Annotated in this window: 12 protein-coding genes; 7 read left to right on the plus strand and 5 right to left on the minus strand. The window is 72.4% G+C overall.

Annotated elements, in window-relative coordinates; genetic code table 11:
* Positions 1-10 precede the first annotated feature (10 nt).
* From FJ108_09795 to FJ108_09805, 3 genes are read left to right on the plus strand one after another with little or no spacing between them, the layout of a single operon-like run.
* Entirely contained in the window at positions 11-5791 is a 5781-nt protein-coding gene (locus FJ108_09795) for an SDR family NAD(P)-dependent oxidoreductase (GenBank protein ID MBM4336193.1), read from the plus strand.
* A complete protein-coding gene (locus tag FJ108_09800) occupies positions 5778-6203 on the plus strand; it encodes an acyl-CoA thioesterase (GenBank protein ID MBM4336194.1) in 426 nt (141 codons plus the stop codon). The genes FJ108_09795 and FJ108_09800 overlap by 14 nt, the downstream gene beginning before the upstream one ends.
* Before the next feature lie 9 nt (positions 6204-6212).
* Complete coding sequence (locus tag FJ108_09805; GenBank protein MBM4336195.1) at positions 6213-9410, plus strand: outer membrane lipoprotein-sorting protein; 3198 nt, start codon at positions 6213-6215, stop codon at positions 9408-9410.
* Here the strand turns inward: FJ108_09805 and FJ108_09810 are convergent.
* Positions 9407-9832 (minus strand): hemerythrin domain-containing protein, encoded by a 426-nt coding sequence (locus tag FJ108_09810; protein ID MBM4336196.1) that lies wholly within the window; start codon positions 9830-9832, stop codon positions 9407-9409. The two genes, FJ108_09805 and FJ108_09810, sit on opposite strands and share 4 nt — an antisense overlap.
* 94 nt (positions 9833-9926) lie before the next feature.
* Between FJ108_09810 and FJ108_09815 the strand changes: the two genes are divergently transcribed.
* Positions 9927-10592, plus strand: a complete 666-nt coding sequence (locus FJ108_09815; GenBank protein MBM4336197.1) for a Crp/Fnr family transcriptional regulator — start codon at positions 9927-9929, stop codon at positions 10590-10592.
* 8 nt (positions 10593-10600) lie between these two features.
* Here FJ108_09815 and FJ108_09820 read toward each other — a convergent pair whose 3' ends face one another.
* Together FJ108_09820 and FJ108_09825 are read right to left on the minus strand one after the other, a co-directional pair.
* Positions 10601-12412, minus strand: a complete 1812-nt coding sequence (locus tag FJ108_09820) for a WD40 repeat domain-containing protein (protein MBM4336198.1) — start codon at positions 12410-12412, stop codon at positions 10601-10603.
* The gene (locus tag FJ108_09825; GenBank protein MBM4336199.1) at positions 12409-14256 is read right to left on the minus strand and encodes a hypothetical protein; all 1848 of its coding nucleotides are present in this window, start codon (positions 14254-14256) and stop codon (positions 12409-12411) included. The genes FJ108_09820 and FJ108_09825 overlap by 4 nt, the downstream gene beginning before the upstream one ends.
* Before the next feature lie 125 nt (positions 14257-14381).
* On the opposite strand from FJ108_09825, the gene FJ108_09830 reads away from it, so the two are divergent.
* The gene (locus tag FJ108_09830) at positions 14382-15443 is read left to right on the plus strand and encodes a hypothetical protein (protein MBM4336200.1); all 1062 of its coding nucleotides are present in this window, start codon (positions 14382-14384) and stop codon (positions 15441-15443) included.
* A gap of 25 nt (positions 15444-15468) precedes the next feature.
* Positions 15469-15945, plus strand: coding sequence for a YbhB/YbcL family Raf kinase inhibitor-like protein (locus tag FJ108_09835; protein MBM4336201.1), 477 nt, complete (start codon positions 15469-15471; stop codon positions 15943-15945).
* Here the strand turns inward: FJ108_09835 and FJ108_09840 are convergent.
* Both FJ108_09840 and FJ108_09845 read right to left on the minus strand, forming a co-directional pair.
* Positions 15942-17231: a hypothetical protein gene (locus FJ108_09840; GenBank protein MBM4336202.1), complete on the minus strand. Its 1290-nt coding sequence runs from the start codon at positions 17229-17231 to the stop codon at positions 15942-15944. The two genes, FJ108_09835 and FJ108_09840, sit on opposite strands and share 4 nt — an antisense overlap.
* Positions 17228-17719, minus strand: a complete 492-nt coding sequence (locus FJ108_09845; GenBank protein MBM4336203.1) for a DUF2249 domain-containing protein — start codon at positions 17717-17719, stop codon at positions 17228-17230. Before FJ108_09845 ends, FJ108_09840 begins: the two co-directional genes overlap by 4 nt.
* Between FJ108_09845 and FJ108_09850 the strand changes: the two genes are divergently transcribed.
* The coding region (locus FJ108_09850; protein ID MBM4336204.1) for a hemerythrin domain-containing protein at positions 17655-18056 on the plus strand (402 nt) is incomplete at its 3' end. The two genes, FJ108_09845 and FJ108_09850, sit on opposite strands and share 65 nt — an antisense overlap.

The raw sequence follows: 18056 nt of genomic DNA on the forward strand, positions 1-18056 counted from the left end.
TGGGCTTGGCGTGCCACTACCCCGACGCGAGCTCGGCGGACGAGCTCTTCGACAACGTCGCTGCGGGGCGGCGCGCGTTCCGGCGGATTCCCGAGGAGAGGCTCTCGCTCGCGGATTACGGATCGATCGACGCGGGCGACGTCGACCGCACCTACGTCACGCAGGCCGCGACGATCGAAGGCTACGAGTTCGACCGGCTGCGCTTCAGGATCGTCCGCAGCACCTACCGCTCGGCGGATCTCACCCACTGGCTCGCGCTGGACGTGGCCGAGCGGGCGCTGCGCGACGCGGGCTTTCCCGACGGCGACGGTCTCCCGCGCGAGCGGACCGGCGTGGTGCTCGGCAACACCCTGACGGGCGAGTTCTCTCGCGCGCAGGCGCTTCGGCTGCGCTGGCCCTACGTGGAGCGCGTGCTCGGCGCGGCCCTCGCCGATCTGATTCCCGAAGCGCCCGCGCGCAAGCAGCGGATCGCCGAGATCGAGTCGCGCTACAAGGCGCCCTTCGAGCCCTTCGGAGACGAGAGTCTCGCCGGCGGGCTCGCCAACACGATCGCAGGTCGGATCTGCAATTTCTTCGACCTGAAGGGGGGCGGCTTCACCGTCGACGGCGCCTGCTCGCCGTCGCGAACGCGTGCGCATCGCTCGAGGCGCGCGATCTCGACGTGGCGATCGCGGGCGGCGTCGACCTGAGCCTCGATCCATTCGAGCTGGTCGGCTTCGCCCGCGCCGGCGCGCTCGCGCGCGACGAGATGCGGGTCTACGACCGCCGCCCGCAGGGATTCTGGCCCGGCGAGGGCTGCGGGCTGCTGGTGCTGATGCGCGAGCCGGACGCGGTGGAGCGTGGTCTGCGCGTCTACGCGCGGATTCGCGGCTGGGGAATCTCTTCCGACGGCGCCGGCGGGATCTCGCGTCCGGAGCTTCCGGGTCAGCTCCTCGCGCTTCGCCGCGCCTACGCGAGCGCGGGCTTCGGTCCGGAGACGGTCGCCTGCTTCGAGGGCCACGGCACCGGCACCGAGGTCGGCGACGCGACGGAGCTCGCGGCGCTCACGCAGCTTCTGCGCGAGCACGGCGCCAGCGGCGACCAGCCTGCGGCGATCGGCTCGATCAAGGCGAACATCGGCCACACCAAGGCCGCGTCGGGCGCGGCCGGCCTGATCAAGGCGACGCTCGCGCTGCAGCGCCAGCTCCTGCCGCCGATGCCCGGCTTCGGAACGCCGCACGAGCTGGTCGACGATGGCGCGCCTCTGCGCGTGCCGTCGGAGCTCGCGCCCTGGCCGCAGGATCGGCCGCTGCGAGCCGGCGTGAGCTCGATGGGCTTCGGCGGAATCAACACCCACGTCGTGCTCGACTCGCCGGCGAGCCGCAGGCGCGACGGGCTGTCGCGAAGCGAGCGAACGCTCGCGCGAACGCCGCAGGACACCGAGCTGTGTCTGATCGCGGCGGAGTCGCTCGCGGCGCTGCGCGCCCGCGTGCAGGCGCTGCTGCCGCTCGCGCGCCGCATATCGTTTGCGGAGCTCGGCGATCTCGCCGCGCGTCTGGCGGCCGAGGTCGCGGCCGGAGCGGAGATCGCTCCGGTGCGCGCCGCGCTCGTCGCCGCGCGCCCCGAAGAGCTGCATGCCCGCCTCGAGCTCCTGCTCGCGCGGATCGACGCCGTGCCGTCGGACTCGGACGTGCGATCGATCGAGCCGGAGCGCGGCGTGTTCCTCGGCGTCGGCGTCTTCGAGCCGAGGATCGGCTTGTTGTTTCCCGGGCAGGGCGCGCCGGTGTACCCGGGTCTGGGGGCGCTAGGCGCCTTTCTCGACGGAGATCCGCTGGCCGCGCTGCACGCTTCCGCGATCGCTCCTGCGCACGAGGCCGGCTTCGCCGCGCGCGGCGAGATCGTCGACACCGCGCTCGCGCAGCCCGCGATCGTCGCGTCGAGCCTGGCGAGCGCGCTGCTTCTCGAGCGGCTCGGCGTCGAGGCCGACGTCGCGGTGGGCCACAGCCTGGGCGAAATCGCGGCGCTCGCGTGGAGCGGAGCACTCTCGCCGGGCGCGGCCGTGGAGCTCGCGAGTGTGCGCGGGCGGATCATGGCGCAGCTCGGCCGCGAAGACGGCGCGATGGCGAGCCTGGCCGTCGGCGAGGACGAGGCGCGGCGGCTGATCGCGTCGGAGCCTTGCGTGATCGCGGCCGCGAACGGACCGGCGCGGACGGTGATCGCGGGCGACGAAGATGCGGTGCAGCGCGTGCTCGAGATCGCGGCCGCTCGGCGCATCGGAGGGACCCGACTCGCGGTCTCGCACGCGTTCCACTCGCCCCACGTGGCGGCTTGTGCGCCGGCCCTGGCGAAGAAGCTCGCCGCGCTGCCGCTCGACGCCCCGCAGCGGCGGATCGTCTCGACGCGCACCGGCGTCGCGATCGAGCCCGACACGGATCTGCGTCAGCACCTGGTGCTTCAGCTGACCGAGCCGGTGCGGTTCGATCGCGCCGTCACGCGCGCGGGCGAAGGGCTCGATCTGTGGATCGAATCTGGCCCGGGGCGGATGCTCGGCTCGCTCGCGAGCGAGATCGGCGTCGTGCCCGTGATCAGCGTCGACTGCGGCGGCCCGGCGTTTCGCGGCCTGCTCGGCGCACTCGCTGCGGCGTTTGCGCTCGGCGCCCGGATCGACGCTTCGAGGCTCTTCGCCCATCGCCTCACCAAGCCCTTCGATCCGGCGCGCGAGCTCCGCTTCTTCGCGAACCCCTGCTCCGCCGAGCGCGACTCGCCCGCAGCGGTCGACCCGCGGCCGGCCCCCGGCGGCCCCTCCCCCGCCGAACCCGTCGCGGGGATCAGCGCGCTCGACGTGCTCCGCGATCTGGTCGCCGCGCGCTGCGAGCTTCCGGTCGCCGCGATCGGCCGCGACGACCGGTTCCTCAGCGACCTGCACCTGTCCTCGATCGCGGTGAGCGAGCTCGCCGCACGGGCCGCTCGCGCGCTCTCGCGCCCGCCGCTCGTCGCGCCGAACGAGTTCGCCGACGCGACGCTCGCGGAGCTCGCGGCGGCGATCGAGTCCGAAGCGCGCGTGCTCGCGTCGGACTCGCTCGTCGCAGGCGTGGACGCCTGGGTGCGCGCCTTCGAGGTCGTCACCGTTCCGCGCCCCAGGGCGCGCGACGCCGCGCTCGGCGCGCGGCGCGCCGGTCCGTGGCGCTGGCCAAGCTTCCTCGAGCCCGACGACGTGTTCGGACGCGAGCTCGCGGCGGCGCTCGAGAACGACGCGGGATGCGACGGCGTGCTGGTCCATTTTCCCGCGAGGCGAGCGATCGCGGAGTGGCTGCCGCGACTGCTCGAGGCCGCGCGCGCCGCGCTCGAACGACTGGACGCTCGGCACTTCGTGCTGGTCCACCACGGCGATGCATCGGCAGCGCTCGCTCGCACGCTCCACCAGGAGGCGCACTCGCTCGCAAGCCGTGTGATCGAGGTTCCCGAGGCCACGCCGCAAGACGCGGTTCGCTGGGTGCTGGCCGAGGTCCGCGCCGCCTCCGGGTACGCCGAGATGCGCTTCGACACGGGCGGAGGTCGCTTCGAGCGGCGCCTGCGGCCGCTCGCGCTCGATGCCGGCGCCGCCGCCGCGCTTCCACTCGGCCCGCAGGACGTCCTGCTCGTGAGCGGCGGCGGCAAGGGCATCGGTGCCGAATGCGCGCTCGCGCTCGCGCGCGAGAGCGGCTGCGCGCTCGGGCTGATCGGGCGATCGACACCGGACAGTGACGCCTCGCTTCGCGAGAACCTCTCACGAATCGAGGCCGCCGGCATCCGCGTCGCGTATGCGCCGGCCGACGTCTGCGATCCGACCGCGGTCGGCGCCGCCGTGAGCGAGATCGAGGCGCGAGTCGGGCGCGTGAGCGGGCTGCTCCACGCCGCCGGGCTGAACCGACCCGAGGGGCTCGCGACGCTCGAGCTCGACGAGTTCGAGCAGACGCTGGCCCCGAAGCTTCTCGGGCTCGAGAACCTGCTCGCACGGCTGGACCCGACCCGGCTGCGCTGCCTGGTCGGCTTCGGCTCGATCATCGCGGAGCTCGGGCTGCCGGGCGAGGCGCACTACGCGCTCGCGAACGAGCTGCTGACCCGCCGCATCGAGGCGTTCGCCGCCGAGCACCCGCGGACGCGCTGCCTGGCGCTCGCGTGGTCGATCTGGTCCGGGGTGGGAATGGGCGAGCGGCTCGGGCGGGTCGAGAGTCTGGCCGCGAAGAACATCTCGGCGATCACGCCCGATTCGGGAATCGCCTGGCTCGAGCGGCTCTTGCGCTGCCGCGAGACGCCGGTGCGCGTCGTCGTCTCGGGACGTTTCGGACACCCGCCCACGCTCGCTCCCGTCGAGCAGGAGCTCCCCGTCGCGCGCTTCCTCGAGCGCATCCGCGAGCACACCCCGCGCGTCGAGCTCGTCTCGGATGTGGAGCTCTCGCTCGAATCGGATCCGTACCTCGCCGATCACGTCTACCGCGGAGAGCCGATCCTTCCCGGCGTGCTGGGCCTCGAGGCCTTCGCGCAGGTCGCACTCGCGCTCGCCAGCGACGAGTGCCTGCCGAGCTTCGAGAACGTCCGCTTCGAGCACCCGGTCGTGCTTCCGACCGAGCGCAAGCGGACGCTTCGCATCGCCGCGCTCGCGTCGGAGTCCTCGGAGGACGGCGCGATCCGACTCGCGCTGCGGACGGACGCAAGCGGCTTCCAGCTCGATCACATGTCGGCCGAGGTGCGACTGGCGGGCCGAGCGGAGCCGGACCGCGCGGGACTCGTGCCTGCGCCTGCGCCAGGCGTACCGGCCGCGCTCGAGGACGCCGCGTCGCTCTACGGCGAGCTGTTCTTCCACCGCGGCCGCTTCGCGCGCGTGCTGCGCTACCACGAGCTGCACTTCGACGGCTGCCTGGCGGACATCGCCTGCCGAGAGGAGCCGTTCTTCGGAGCATTCCAGCCGGCTCGGCTCTGCCTGGGCGATGCGGGCGCGCGCGACGCTGCGATCCACGCGATCCAGGCCTGTGTACCCGACCGGGACCTGCTGCCGGTCGCGGTGCGTCGCATCAGCGCCGGTCGGCTGGGCGGCCACACATCGCTTCGTCTGCGCGCGATCGAGCGCAGCCGGGGCGCAGGCCGCTACGAGTACGACCTCGACATCGCCGCTCCGGATGGCGCGATCCTGGAGCGCTGGGAGGGGCTGGTGCTGCAAGAGGTCTCCGGCGCCGCACGACGCGCGACCTGGCCCGCGCCGCTCCTCGCACCACGGCTCGAGGAGCTCGCCGCGGCCCTCTGGCCGGGATCGCGCCTGCGCGCCGCGTTCCTGCCCGACGCGAGCACGGACGCGAGCGCACGAGCGCTGGCTGCCGCTCGCGGCGCGCCCGCGCAGCTGCGCCGCCGGCCCGACGGGAGACCGGAGCTCGACGGCGCGGGCGCGGTCAGCGCGAGTCACTCGGCGGGTCACACGCTCGCGGTCTGCGCGGAGCTCGATCCGGCTTGCGACGTCGAGGTCGTCGTTTCGCGTCGAGAGGAGATCTGGCGCGACATGCTGGGCGCGAATCGCTTCGACGCCGCGCAGCAGCTCGCGAGCGCGACCGGTGAGTCGTTCGACGCCAGCGCCACCCGCGTCTGGGGAGCGCTCGAGTGCGCGCGCAAGCTCGGGCTCGAACGCGAGACGCCGATCGCGTTCGCCGGCCCGCTCGACGGCGCCGCGCTGCGCTTGCGTGTCGGGCGCCTCGCCGCGCTCTCCCTCTCGGCCCGCTTGGCGGGCGTGGACCGGCCGCTGGTCGCGACGCTTCTGCTGCGGAGCGGCGATGCGGGCGTTTGAGCACCGCCACGTGGTCGGCTTCGAGGAGACCAACCTGGTCGGCAACGTGTACTACGCCAACCACGTTCGCTGGCAGGGGCGTGTACGGGAGCTGTTCCTGCGCGAACATGCCCCCGAGATCCTCGATCTCATCCAGGATGGCCTGGCGCTCGTCACTCTCCGCGTGAGCTGCGAGTACTACCTGGAGCTCGCGGCCTTCGACGAGATCGTGATCCGCATGCGGCTGGCGAGCCTCTCGCCCCACCGCATGAGCCTGGTCTTCGAGTACCTCCGCGCCTCCGACTCCGGAGATGAGCTGGCTGCGCGCGGAGAGCAGGATCTGGCCTGCATGCGGCGGCGCGACGGAAGGGTCGAGCCGGAGCCCTGGCCCGAGTCACTGCGCGAGGCGCTCCGGCCCTTCACGGGGCCGTGATCCGAACCGATGCGTTGGATCTCGAAGACAGCGCTCGACTGGCCTCGCGCCACGCTTCTCGTCTGCGCCCTCGTGACGCTCTCGGTCGGCGCGGGCGGATTGCGACTGGAGCTGCGCACCGACGGCGAGGCGCTCCTCCCCGACGGGCACCCGGTCGTGCGCCGCGACGTCGAGGACCGGCTGCGCTTTCGCGATCCGCGCACGGTCCTGCTTCTGGTCGACGCTCGCCCCGGCGGGAAGTCACTCGCAACGAAGGACGGATTTCGCTACCTGCGCGAGCTGCACGCACGGCTCGAGGGCCAGGACGTGCTGCAGCCGGGCGGAATCGTCTCGATCGCGGGCCTGCCGCGCCTGGGGCGCGACTCCGAACAGATCGACGTGGGAAGGAGCCTCGACCGCATCCCCGACGATCCCGAAGAGTTCGCGACCCTGCTCGCGGAGCTCCGCGCTCGTTCGCTCGTCGACGGGCTGCTTCTCGCGCGCGACGGGAAGAGCGCCCTCTTCGTGCTGCCGCTCTCCGAAGCCACGAGCGTCGAAGCGGCGGTCGCGAGCCTGTCGGCGTTCGTCGCCGCAGCGGACGATGCCGACTTCGAGCTTCTGCTCGGCGGGCCGCTCGTGGCGGAGACCGGCCTCGGCGAGCAGGTGCTCTCGGATCTGGCGCGGCTGGTCCCGCTGATGATCGTCGCGATCGCGGCGCTGCTCTTCGCGATGCTCGGCAGCGTCGGTGGCGTGCTGCTGCCGCTGGCCAAGACCGGCGTCGTGCTGATCGCGACCTTCGGCGCGATGGGCTGGGCCGGGGCGCCGATCTCGCTGGTGTCGACCATCCTTCCCGTCGTGTTGATGGCGACCTGCATCACCGACGAGGTGCACCTGCTCGAACGCCTCGCCGCCCGCCCCGCGAGCGACTCGCGGCGCGCGCGGGTCGAGGCCGTGCTCGCAGAGATCGGCCGCCCGATCGTGCTCACCTCCGTGACCACGGCGCTCGGCTTCCTCTCCTTCACCAGCACGTCGATCGGACCGCTGCGCGGGTTCGGGCTCTTCGCCTCGTTCGGCATCCTGCTCGCGATGTGTCTGAGCTTCAGCGCGATTCCCGCTCTGATCTCGCTCCTGCCCGAGCGACTTCTGCTGCGTGCGCGGCGGCCCGTCGCCGCGGCCTGGCAGAGCCGGATCGGCGCCAGCGCGGCCCGGCGCCCGGGAGCGTGCTTCGCGCTCGCGACCGCAGCGCTGCTTCTCGTCCTGCCGGGCGTCTTCTCGCTTCGAGTCAGTGACTCGTGGGTGGAGAACTTCGACCCGGACACCGATCTGGTGCGGGCGGATCGGCGGATCAACGAATCGTTCTGGGGGACCTATCGGCTGGACGTCGTGCTCGAGGGCGAGCCCGGGCTCTTCCGCGACCCGCCCGGCGTCGCGCTGGTCGAGCGGGTCTGCCAGCTTGCCGCACACGCCCCCCACGTCGGCGGCTGTGAGAGCGAGCTCTCGGTGCTCGAGGAACTGGCCGGGCCGATGGGGGTGGCGAAGCCGCTCTCGGCCCTGCCGGCGGGCCAGCTCTGGGATCTGTTCACGCTCGCGGAGCTCTCCGAGGCCAGCGGCCTCGCCCATTCGCTGACCGACACCGCAGCGCGCGTGCGCCTCTACGTGCGAAGCCCCGACTACGCGCAGGCCCGAGAGCTCCTGGACCGGCTCGAGCGCGAGCTGGCGACCGAGCTATCCGACACCGGTGTGCGTCACCACCTGGGCGGAGACCTCGCGGTCAGCTCGGCCCTGGTCGAGGCGATCGTCTACAACCAGCTGCGCTCGATCGCGTGGAGCCTGATCACCGTCGCGCTGCTGCTGCTCGCCGTCGCGCGGCGCCTCTCGGCGCTTCTCGCCGTGGTCCCCGTCTGCGCGGCGAGCCTGGGCCTGTTCGGCTGGATGGGACTTGCCGGAATCGAGCTCGGCATCGCGACCAGCATGTTCGCGAGCCTGGCGGTCGGCGTGGGCGTCGACTTTGGCATCCACTTCATCCACCGCTACGAACTGGAGCTGCGCGAGGGCGCCGGGTTCGCCGCCGCGATCCGGGGGACGTTCGAGAAGACGGGCAACGGCCTGCTCTGGAACTCCCTGGTCCTGGCCGCCGGCTTCAGCGTTCTGATCACGTCGAGCCTGAAGCCGAATCACAGCCTCGGGCTGCTTCTCGCCGGCGCGGTGATCGCCTGCCACCTCGCCACGCTCCTGCTGCTCCCGCTCCTGCTTCGCCCGGGATCGCGCTCGACCGCGATCGGGGTCGCCAGCCTCCTGCTCGCCGGCGCGCTCGCACAGCCATCGAGCGCCGCGGAGCTGCCCTGCGCAGGCGCGCCCGACGCCGAGGCCACGGCGCTGATGGCGCGCCTGGAGCGGGCGCGGCGCGGCCAGGCGCGAATCGAGCACATTCGGATCGAGACCGTCTACCCCGAGGGAAGCCGGCTCGCGAGCAGCCTCGGAGCGGGGCTCTCTGCGAAGACGCTCTGGGGCGCGGTGAACGGCGACCCCGATGAGACCTGGATCCTGTTCGTGTTCTCCGGCCCGGGGCGGATGGCCGGCACGTCGCTTCTGATCCAGGACTTCGCCGGCGCGGAGCAAGCCGACGGAACCTGGTTCTACCTGCGCGCATTCGAGAGCTTCCGCAAGCTCGAAGGCCGCGTCGAGCGCGCGGTCGTGCCCGGCTCGGCACTCTCCTACGAGGACGCGCGCGAGTACATCGCGACCGCGAAATACACCTTCCGCGCGGGCGGACGCGTAGGCGAGCGCGGCGTGCGCGTCATCGCGTGCCCCGCCACGCCGGAGCTCGCCGATCGCCTCGGTTACGGCGCGCTGCTCGTCGACGTGGACGAGAAGCGAGAGCTCGTCGAGCGCATCGACTACCGCGGTCCGGGCGGAGGCCCGCTCAAGCGCTACGAGCTCGTCGATGCGGTCCGGGTGGGCGACCGCGAGCTGCCCCGCGAAGTCGCGCTCGTGCACGTCGCGGACGGGTTCGAGAACCGGATCCACTACGAGTACTGGCCGACCTCGGCCGGTCTTCCTGCCGAGCTCTTCCGGCCCGATCTCTCGCAGGGCGGGTTCCTGGAGCGGCTGCGCGCGCTGCTGCACGAGCGCGGCCTCGGCGAGCGCATCGACGCGGAGCTCGAACAGGCGAATGCGAGCATGCGCGCCTACGACGAGCGCGCGCGCAGCGAGCGGCGCGGACCCTAGGAGACCCGGCCGCGCTCGAGGTCGGCGATCAGACGCGCGTCTTCGATCTCGTGGGTGCGGAAGCGGTCGAGCAGAACCGCGAGGACGCGGCAGGCCTTCAGGGTTTCGCCGCGTTCGATCAGGTCGCACAGGCTCTGCAGCGTCTCCGACACCTGCGCGTGCGCGACGCGCGCCGCGCGCACGCGCGTGCAGTGTTCGGGAGAGAAGCGCTCGACCAGCGGGAAGTAGACCCGCTCCTCGAGGTCGAAGTGGGTCTCCAGCGCGCCCGCGAGCTCCTCCACCGCCCTGCGGCTCACCGCGATCCGGCCGCCGCTCAGCGACTCCTCGAGCGCCGCGACCAGGTGGTCGAGGTCGCTGTGCTCCTCCCACCAGCGTTCGAAGCCGTCCAGGGCTGCGAGCCCTTGCGCGCCCTTAGTTGCCATTCGATCGGCAGTATGGGCACGATGCGCCCGGTCATCGTATGACGCCAGTCATAGCCAACACTTCTCGCGGACCGATCAGGGGCTGGGACGCGAAATGAAGCCGACCCCGCTGGAGAAGACCGCCCTCTACAAGATCTTCCGGCCCTGGATCGAGCAGCTCCGGCCGTTCTTGAAGCCCCGGAAGTTCGAGGAGGGCCGCTACCTGTACCACGAGAGCGAGCCTGCCGAGCGCTTCTGGACCGTGCGCAGCGGGGAGGTCCGAACGCTGAAGGCGAGCGCATCGGGCCGCGTGATCACGCTCGAGACCCTGCACGCCGGCGACCCGTTCGGAATGGCCGCGCTTCGCGCCGACGCGGTCTACACGGAGAGCGCGCAGGCGATCACCGCCTGCGAGGCGTGGTGCGTGCCGCGCAGGGTGGTGGTCTCGCTCATGGCGAAGGATCCCGAGGTGAGCCGCGCGCTGCTCGCGATCGTCGCGGGAAGGCTGCAGCGCGCGCACGACCGCCTCTGCTCCTTCGCGCACGACAGCGTCGCTGCCCGGATGGCGCGCACGCTGCTCGACTCGGCCGACGACGAGCGCATCGAGACCACCCGGCGGGTGCTCGGCGAGTCGGCCGGCACGACGGTCGAGACCGCCATTCGGGTGCTGCGCCGCTTCGAGAAGGCCCGCTGGATCGAAGGCGGCGTGGGCTGGGTGCGGATCCTCGACCGACCCGCGCTCGAGAACATCGCGCGGGGCGGAGAGGATGTGGACGACTGAGCGGAGCCCTACGCCGCGACTTCCGCAGCGTCCGCTCCGCCGACGATCTCGCGCACGTTGCCGTCGGCATCGGTCAGAACCACCTGGCCTTCGGGATTCCAGGACGAGATCACGAGCCTTCCGTCGCGCAGGAAGCTCACCTGGCTGACCGAATGGCCCTGCACCGGCGAGACGATCTTCGCGGTGCCGAGCTCCGGCTCCCAGAGCAGAATGCTGCCGTCGTAGTAGCCCGCCGCCACGCGCGCGCCGTCGTGCGACCAGGTCACGGTCTTGACCGAGCACGGGTGAGCGTCGTAGCGGGCGATCACGGCGCCGCTCTCGGCGTCGTGCACGCGCACGCCGTGGTCGCGGGACGCGCTCGCGACGCGCCGACCGCTCGGGTCGAGCGCGACGTCGTTCACGATCGTGCGCGCGACCGGCCAGCGCGAAGCTGCGCCCGCGCCGCCGCTGCGCAGGATCTCGCCGTCGCGCCCGCCGCTCAGGTAGGTTCCCGCAGGGCCGCGGCAGAGCCCCTTCGCCGAGCCGTGGTGCGCGCCGAGCACGTTCAGGATCTGGCCGCTGGTCGCGTCCCAGCGGACCAGCGCCCCCGAGTAGTGCGCGGTCACGAGCTCGCGTCCGCTCTGCGAGAACGCGAGCGCGCAGATCACGTCGTTGATGCCGCGGATCCGCGTCACCAGCTCGAAGCTCGCGGTGTCGTGGATCGCGACGGAGTCGTCCCAGGAGCCGGTGGCGAGCCTGCGGCCGTCGGGCGAGAAGGCCGCGCAGATCGGCGGCCCGTCGTGGCCGCGAAGCGAGGCGACGCGAACGCCGTCCGCGATCCGGTACACGCGGGTCCAGCCGTCGTCGGCGGGAACGGCGACCAGCCGCTCGTCGGGCGAGACCTCCGCGCCGCCCGCGCCGTGCGTGGGCGCGACCGCGAGCGCGCGCGCGGTTCCGTCGGCGCCCCACACCAACGGCGCGCCGTCGAACGAGCCGGTGACCCAGCCGCGGCCGGCGCCGATCTCCGTGATGGTGCGGGTCCACATCCACGCGTTCGAGACCTCGCGGAGCCGCGCGCCGGAGCTCGCGTCGAACTCGCGCAGGCGGTGGTCGTAGCTCGCGGTGCAGATGCGGCGACCGTCGCGGCTCCAGCCCACCGCCTTCACCGGCCCGCCATGGTCGGCCAGCACGCGCACGAGCCGGCCGTCGGGAATCGAGAAGATCCGCGCGCGTCCGTCCATCGACGAGACGACGAGCTGGCGCCCGTCGGGCGAGAACGGCGCGTGATCGCACCAGTCCTGCGCGCCCTCGAGAATCGCGAGCTGCGCTCCGGTCCGCGCGTCCCAGAGCCGGGCGGTTCCGTCGTCGGAGGCGGTCGAGACGAGCGCGCCGTCCGGGCTCCAGTGCACGCCGTTCACGTCGTCGGCGTGTCCCGCGAGCACGTGGAGGCAGATGCCGCTGTCCAGATCCCAGATGCGCGCGGTGTCGTCGAAGCTCGCGGTGGCGAGCCGCCGTCCGTCCGGCGAGAACGCGACGCAGTTCACGTCGTCGGTGTGGCCGCGCAGCGCGCGAAGCGTCCGGCCCGTGTCGACCTCGCGCACGTAGGCGGCGTGGTCGCACTCGCCGCTCGCGATCCTGCGCCCGTCGGGCGAGAAGTCGATCCCGTTCACCAGGCTCGTCGCCTCGATCCGGCGGACCATGCGCCCGGTCCTCGAGTCCCAGATGCGGATCGTCGCGTCGTAGCTTCCCGACGCGATGAAACGCGCGTCGCGCGACGCCGTCGTGCAGCTGATCGGCGCGATGTGCGCGTCGGACTCCGACGCTCGCGAGGACTCGCTCATGAATTCTCCCGGGGGCCGGTCGCGGGCGAGGCCGCGCGCATCTGCTCGTGCGGGATCAGCACCTCGCTGGTCCCGCGATCCACGTCCCACACGCGGCAGGTGCCGTCGCGGCTGCCGCTAAAGAGCCGCCCGTCGGGCGCCCAGTCGATGCTCGAGATCTGACGCGTGTGCCCGAGCAGGCTTCCGATCAGCTCGCCGCCGAGCACGTCGTAGACGCGGATCGTGGTGTCGAAGGAGCAGGACGCGATGCGCTTTCCGTCGCGCGAGAAGCGCGCGTCCCAGACGCTCAAGCCGTGGCCTTCGAGCACGCGCAGGCAGCGGCCCTCGCGGTCCCAGATTCGCGTCGTGCGATCGCGCGAGCTCGAGGCGAGCAGCGTTCCGTCGGGCGACCAGCTGGTGGAGAAGAGCAGATCGGTGTGGCCGCGGCACTCGACGCGCCGATCGCCGCCCGGCGCGTGCAGACTCACCGTGGCGTCGCGCGATGCGGACGCGATCCACTCGCCGTCCGGGGACCAGGCCACGCAGTAGACCGGCTCGGGGTGGTCGCTGAAACCGGAGAGGCGCGCGCCGCTCGACGCGTCCAGGATCTCGACGTCGCCGTCCTCGAGGCCGATGGCCAGACGCGAGCCGTCCGGCGACCAGCTCACCGCGTAGACGCCGACCGGGCGCTGGAAGCGCGTCGGGATCGGAGCGAGCGCGCCCCGGGGTGTGGTCCAGACCGCGACGCCGCCGTCGAGCGACGTGCTGGCCAGGCGCTGGCCGTCCGGCGACCACTCCATTCCCTTCACCGCCTTCGGGTGCACGTCCTCGAGCACGGCGATCGGCGCGCCAGACGCGTCGGTCACGCGAAGCGAGCGGTCCGCGCCGGCGATCGCGACGCGCTGGCCTCCGGGCGCGACCCGCACGCGCGACACCGAACGGTTTCGCCCGGGCAGGCTCCGCTCGAGCGCGCGCCTCTCGAAGTCGTAGATGCGCACGCGCGCGTCGATCGAGGTCGTGGCCAGGCGCCGGCCGTCCGGCGACCACGAGACCCACTCGATCTCGTCGGTGTGCCCGCCGAGGCTCGCGATTCGCTCGCCCGTCGCCAGATCCCAGACGCGCAGATCGCGGTCGTGTCCGGCGCTCGCGATCCGCAGCCCGTCGGGGGAGACGCTCGCCGCGTCGATGTCGTCCTCGTGCGCCTCGATCACCCGGACCAGACGCCGACCGCGCACGTCCCAGACGCGAACGGTGCGGTCGTGCGAGGCGCTGACCAGGAATCGGGAGTCGGGCGTCCAGTCGACGGTGTTGACGTGGTGCGTGTGACCGCGGAGCTCGCAGACGAGCTTCCAATCGGACGTGTCGAAGATCCGCACGCCGTGGTCGTCGCAGCAGGTCGCGAGCAAGCCTCCGTCCGGAGAGAAGCGCGCGTCCTTGGCCAGCGAAGGGTGCGCGTCGATCACGCCGACGGCGGCGCCCGTCTCTCCGTCCCAGAGGCGGACGAGCGCGTCGCTCGCGCCGGTGACGAGAATCCGCCCGTCGGGGCTCCAGCCGGTGGCCCAGACTCCCCCGCTGTGCCCGGTGAGCAGGTGCAACCTCCGGCCGTCCGCGGGATCCCAGATCGCCGCGGTCGCGTCGTCGCTTCCGGTGGCGAGCCGACGGCCGTCCGGGCGCCAGGTGACCGACCAGACCGCGCGAGAGTGGCCGATCAAGTGCCGCAGCGCCGCGCCCGTTCGCGCGTCCCAGAGGATCGCGGAGCCGTCCTCGGAGCTCGAGGCCAGCGTCGAGCCGTCGGGGCTCCAGGTCACCATCCAGGACGGGGCGGTGTGGCCGTTCGCTGCGTCTGCCGATTCCCGAATCGTCACTCGTTCCTCCCCGGCGACCTGTGCGAGCCCGCGCCGGCGAGCACGGGAATGCAAGTTGCTTGCCGCATGGACACGAACCGCATCGACCGCGGAAGTCGTTGCAAGAGCTGAGGTTTTCTGGGGCGATGGAGATTCGGGAACGCGCCGCTGTTCGACGATTCGAACCGATCGCGAAGGCCACCGGGAGCGGGCCCCGGAAGGGGCCGCGCGAGAAGGGAAAACCCGGCGTTCCAAATCCTGAACCGAGCGCCGTGTCGGGGCGGCTTTTCGAACCCGCGGCGCACGCGCTCTCGGAGCTCTGGCGCCGAGCGGTCCTGCAGTCCGGGATCCGTCCCGGCGGCTGGCGCGCGCCGACCATGCACGGGCTGCTCTTCTGGGGCGCGTCGGGGCTCGCAGTCGCGACCGTGCTCGAGCGCGCGGCGCACTTCGGCCTGCCGCGCCCGGCCGCGCTGCTCGGGCTCGATCCGTGGCTGCCGCTCGTGCGCGAGATCTCGGGTGCGGCGTTCGCGTACGGCGCCGCGATGGCGCTGTACCGACGGTTCGTGCGGCGCTGGCAGAGGCTGCAGCTCGACCTGCCGGGCGACCGGCTGGCGCTCGGACTTTTGCTCGCGGTTCCGCTGATCGGGTTCCTCATGGAGGGCGCTCGGCTCGCGCTGCTTCCCGCCGCAGTGCAGCCGGAGCTCTGGCTCGGCCACGCGATCGCGCGCGCGATCGACGGACTCGGGCTCGAAGGCGCCGCGACCTACGAGGCGCTGCGCGCCGCGCACATCGCATCCGCGCTCGCGCTCTTCGCAGCGATCCCGTTCACCCGGCTGCGCCACGTGCTTGCGGCGCCGCTCTCGATCCTGGTGAACGCAGGCCGAAGCGGCCCGCCGCCGGCGATCGACGTCGCCGGGCGACTGCCGTGGCCGCTCCGGCTCGAGCTCGAGGCGTGCAGCGCCTGCGCGCGCTGCGACGTCGCCTGTCCCCCGGCGCAGTCGGGCCATCCGCTCTCGCCGATGCGGCTGCTGCTGGCGCAGCGCGGCGACCCCGCGGCGCGCGGATTTCCGGTCGAGGTGCTCGAGGCGTGCACGAGCTGTGGCGAGTGCGAGCAGGCCTGCCCGATCGGGATCGAGCACCGGGTGCGCATCGATGCGCTGCGCTCCGCGGCGCGATCTGGCACAGCGACGGGCGCAGCTGGTATGTAGACGCTGCGCAGAGAGGAGATCGCCCATGATGTTCGCGCCCTGCAAGATGCGGCTCGAGAGTCCGGCCTTCCAACAGCTGGGTCGGATCCCGGCCAAACACACCGGTGAAGGCGGGGACGTCTCGCCGGCGCTCCAGTGGAGCGACGTTCCCGACGGCACGCGCGCCTTCGCGCTGATCTGTCACGACCCCGACGCGCCGGTGCTCTCGGGCGGAAGCTACGGCTTCGTCCACTGGGTGCTCTACAACATTCCCGGCTCGGTCACGAAGCTCGCCGAGGGAACGAAGGACTTCACGAACGGGAAGACCGGATTCGGTAAGCAGGCGTACGGCGGTCCGATGCCGCCGCCCGGGCACGGCACGCACCACTACTACTTCTGGCTGATCGCGCTCTCGCAGGAGACCGCGCTCGAGCCTGGCCTCACGCTCGCGCAGCTTCTCGAGCGGATCGAGCCGCACACGATCGGACTGAACCGCCTGGTCGGCAGCTACTCGCGCTCCTAGCTGCGCCTGCGCGCGGCATTCGCGAGCACGGCGAAGAGCGCGACTCCGGTGGCGACGAGGAGCGCGCCCGCGGCGCGCGCGAGCGGATCGGAGCGCAGCGCGATCGCGAGCGCGCCGACGGCCAGCGTCGCCGCGTGAAGCGCGAAGCAGCCGCGCTCCCACGCGTCGGGGAGCAGATCGCGCGCCGAGGGCACGCCGGGCTCGCCCGCTCGCGGCGCGAAGCGGTGCAGCCAGACCAGGAACGGAACGATCCGCCCGAGCATTCCGTGGAGGATCATTCCGGCCCAGCCGACCAGCACCAGCCAGCCCAGCAGCACGCTCCAGCGCGGAGCCGACGAGACGTACGCGAGCGCGGCGACGAGCGCGCAGAGCGGCGCGACGAGCAGCCCCGTGTTCCAGAACAGCAGGCTCGGGTCCGCGCGCCGCCGGCGTCGCGCGTGCAGGCTGCGCACGGTGACGAGCGGATGGATCCCCCAGACCGCGACGACCGCGGGGAGCGCAGCGACCGCGGCGATCTGCGAGGCACGCGCGTCGCTGTCGCCGAGAGCGCCCGCGTAGAAGAGCGCGAGCACGACGACCGGAAGCAGCGCGCCGGCCGTCGCGAGTCCCGCGATCCAGCGCCGCGCCGCAGGAGCGACCGGCGGGGAGAGGTTGAAGAGCGGCACCACCTGCCAGGAGACCGCGACGATCAGCCCCCCGACCCAGCCGAGCAGCCCGACGGAGAGGTGCACCTGGATGAACAGCCCGCGCGGCCCGGGAAAGCGCATGCCGCTGTGGCCGTGCGCCATCCAGAGCCCGAGCAGGGCGGTCAGGAAGAACGCGAGCAGAGCGGCCATCATCCCGATCACGGTCTCGTTTCGCGCGGGCGCGCGGTGCAGCGCGCGGGCGATCGGGATCACGAACAGAAGCACGGCCGGGGTGATCAGCGCGATCGCCCAGAACACCAGGCGCGGCGACCCTCCGGCGATGCCGCCGATCAAGCCGACGACCCCGATCACGAAGAGCGCGTACACGGCGTGACCGACCCGGATCCGGCCGACCGGGCTTCCCGCGACGACCGCCGTGAGCTGGTAGAGCGCGCCCATCATCACGAGCGTCAGGAATCCGAGCGTCCCGAGGTGCGCGATCGCGAGCGTGATCGACGCGTAGCCGGTGCCGATCGCGTACTCGCCGTAGCTCGCGAGCAGCGAGCCCGCCACGATCAGCGCGAGCGGCGCGGTCGCGAAGAACGAGAGTGGAACCCAGAGCGGGGGCGCGTTCTCGAGGCTGAGCCCTTCGGTCTTCATTTCGTCGAGCGCTCGTCCGCCGCGGGACACCCGACCCAGACGAGCCCGGTTCCGTCGGCCTCTTCGAGCGCGGCCCAGAGCAGGCCCCTGCGATCGAGCAGCGACATCAGCATCTGCGGGAGTCGCGGCGTGCGAGCGGCGAGCGCGTCCGCCGGAGCCAGGCGCGCGCAGGCGGCGAGGATCTTCTCCATCGGCTCGGGCGCGGGCAGATCGCGAAGATCGAGCACGGACTCCGGCGCGAGTCGGCCGATCCGGGCGCGCAGCTCCGACTCGTCGAGCGGCTCGCGAACCCGCTCCGCGCGAAAGACCCGCGTCTGCTCCAAGCTCGCCAACTCGCCTCCCAGCGACGGATGAAGCCGCTCCCGACCCGATCTGCCGCTCCGCACGCCGCGCGATACCCTACCCGCAATCGAGGAGGATCGCATGACGGAAGCGGGCGCGAGTCTCGTGGAGCACTTCAGCAGCGAGCATCGCAGCTGTGACGACATCTGGGCCGAGGTCGAGAGCGCGGGCGAAGCCGGAGATCGCGCGCGAGCCGAGGCGGCGTGGAAGCGCTTCGACACGGAGATGCGCGCGCACCTGGGCTGCGAGGAAGAGCTGCTGTTTCCCGCGTTCGAAGCCGCGACCGGAATGACCGAGGCCGGTCCGACCTTCGTGATGCGCGCCGAGCACGTGCAGATGCGCGCGCTGCTCGGCCGGATGCAGGAGGCGGTCGAGCGGGGAAATCTGCGCGAGCTGCTCGATCAGGGCGACTCGCTGCTGATCCTGATCGGGCAGCACAACCAGAAAGAGGAGCGGATGCTGTATCCGCTGGCCGAGCGCGCG

The sequence above is a fragment of the Deltaproteobacteria bacterium genome (assembly GCA_016875225.1).
GTDB lineage: Bacteria > Myxococcota_A > UBA9160 > SZUA-336 > SZUA-336 > VGRW01.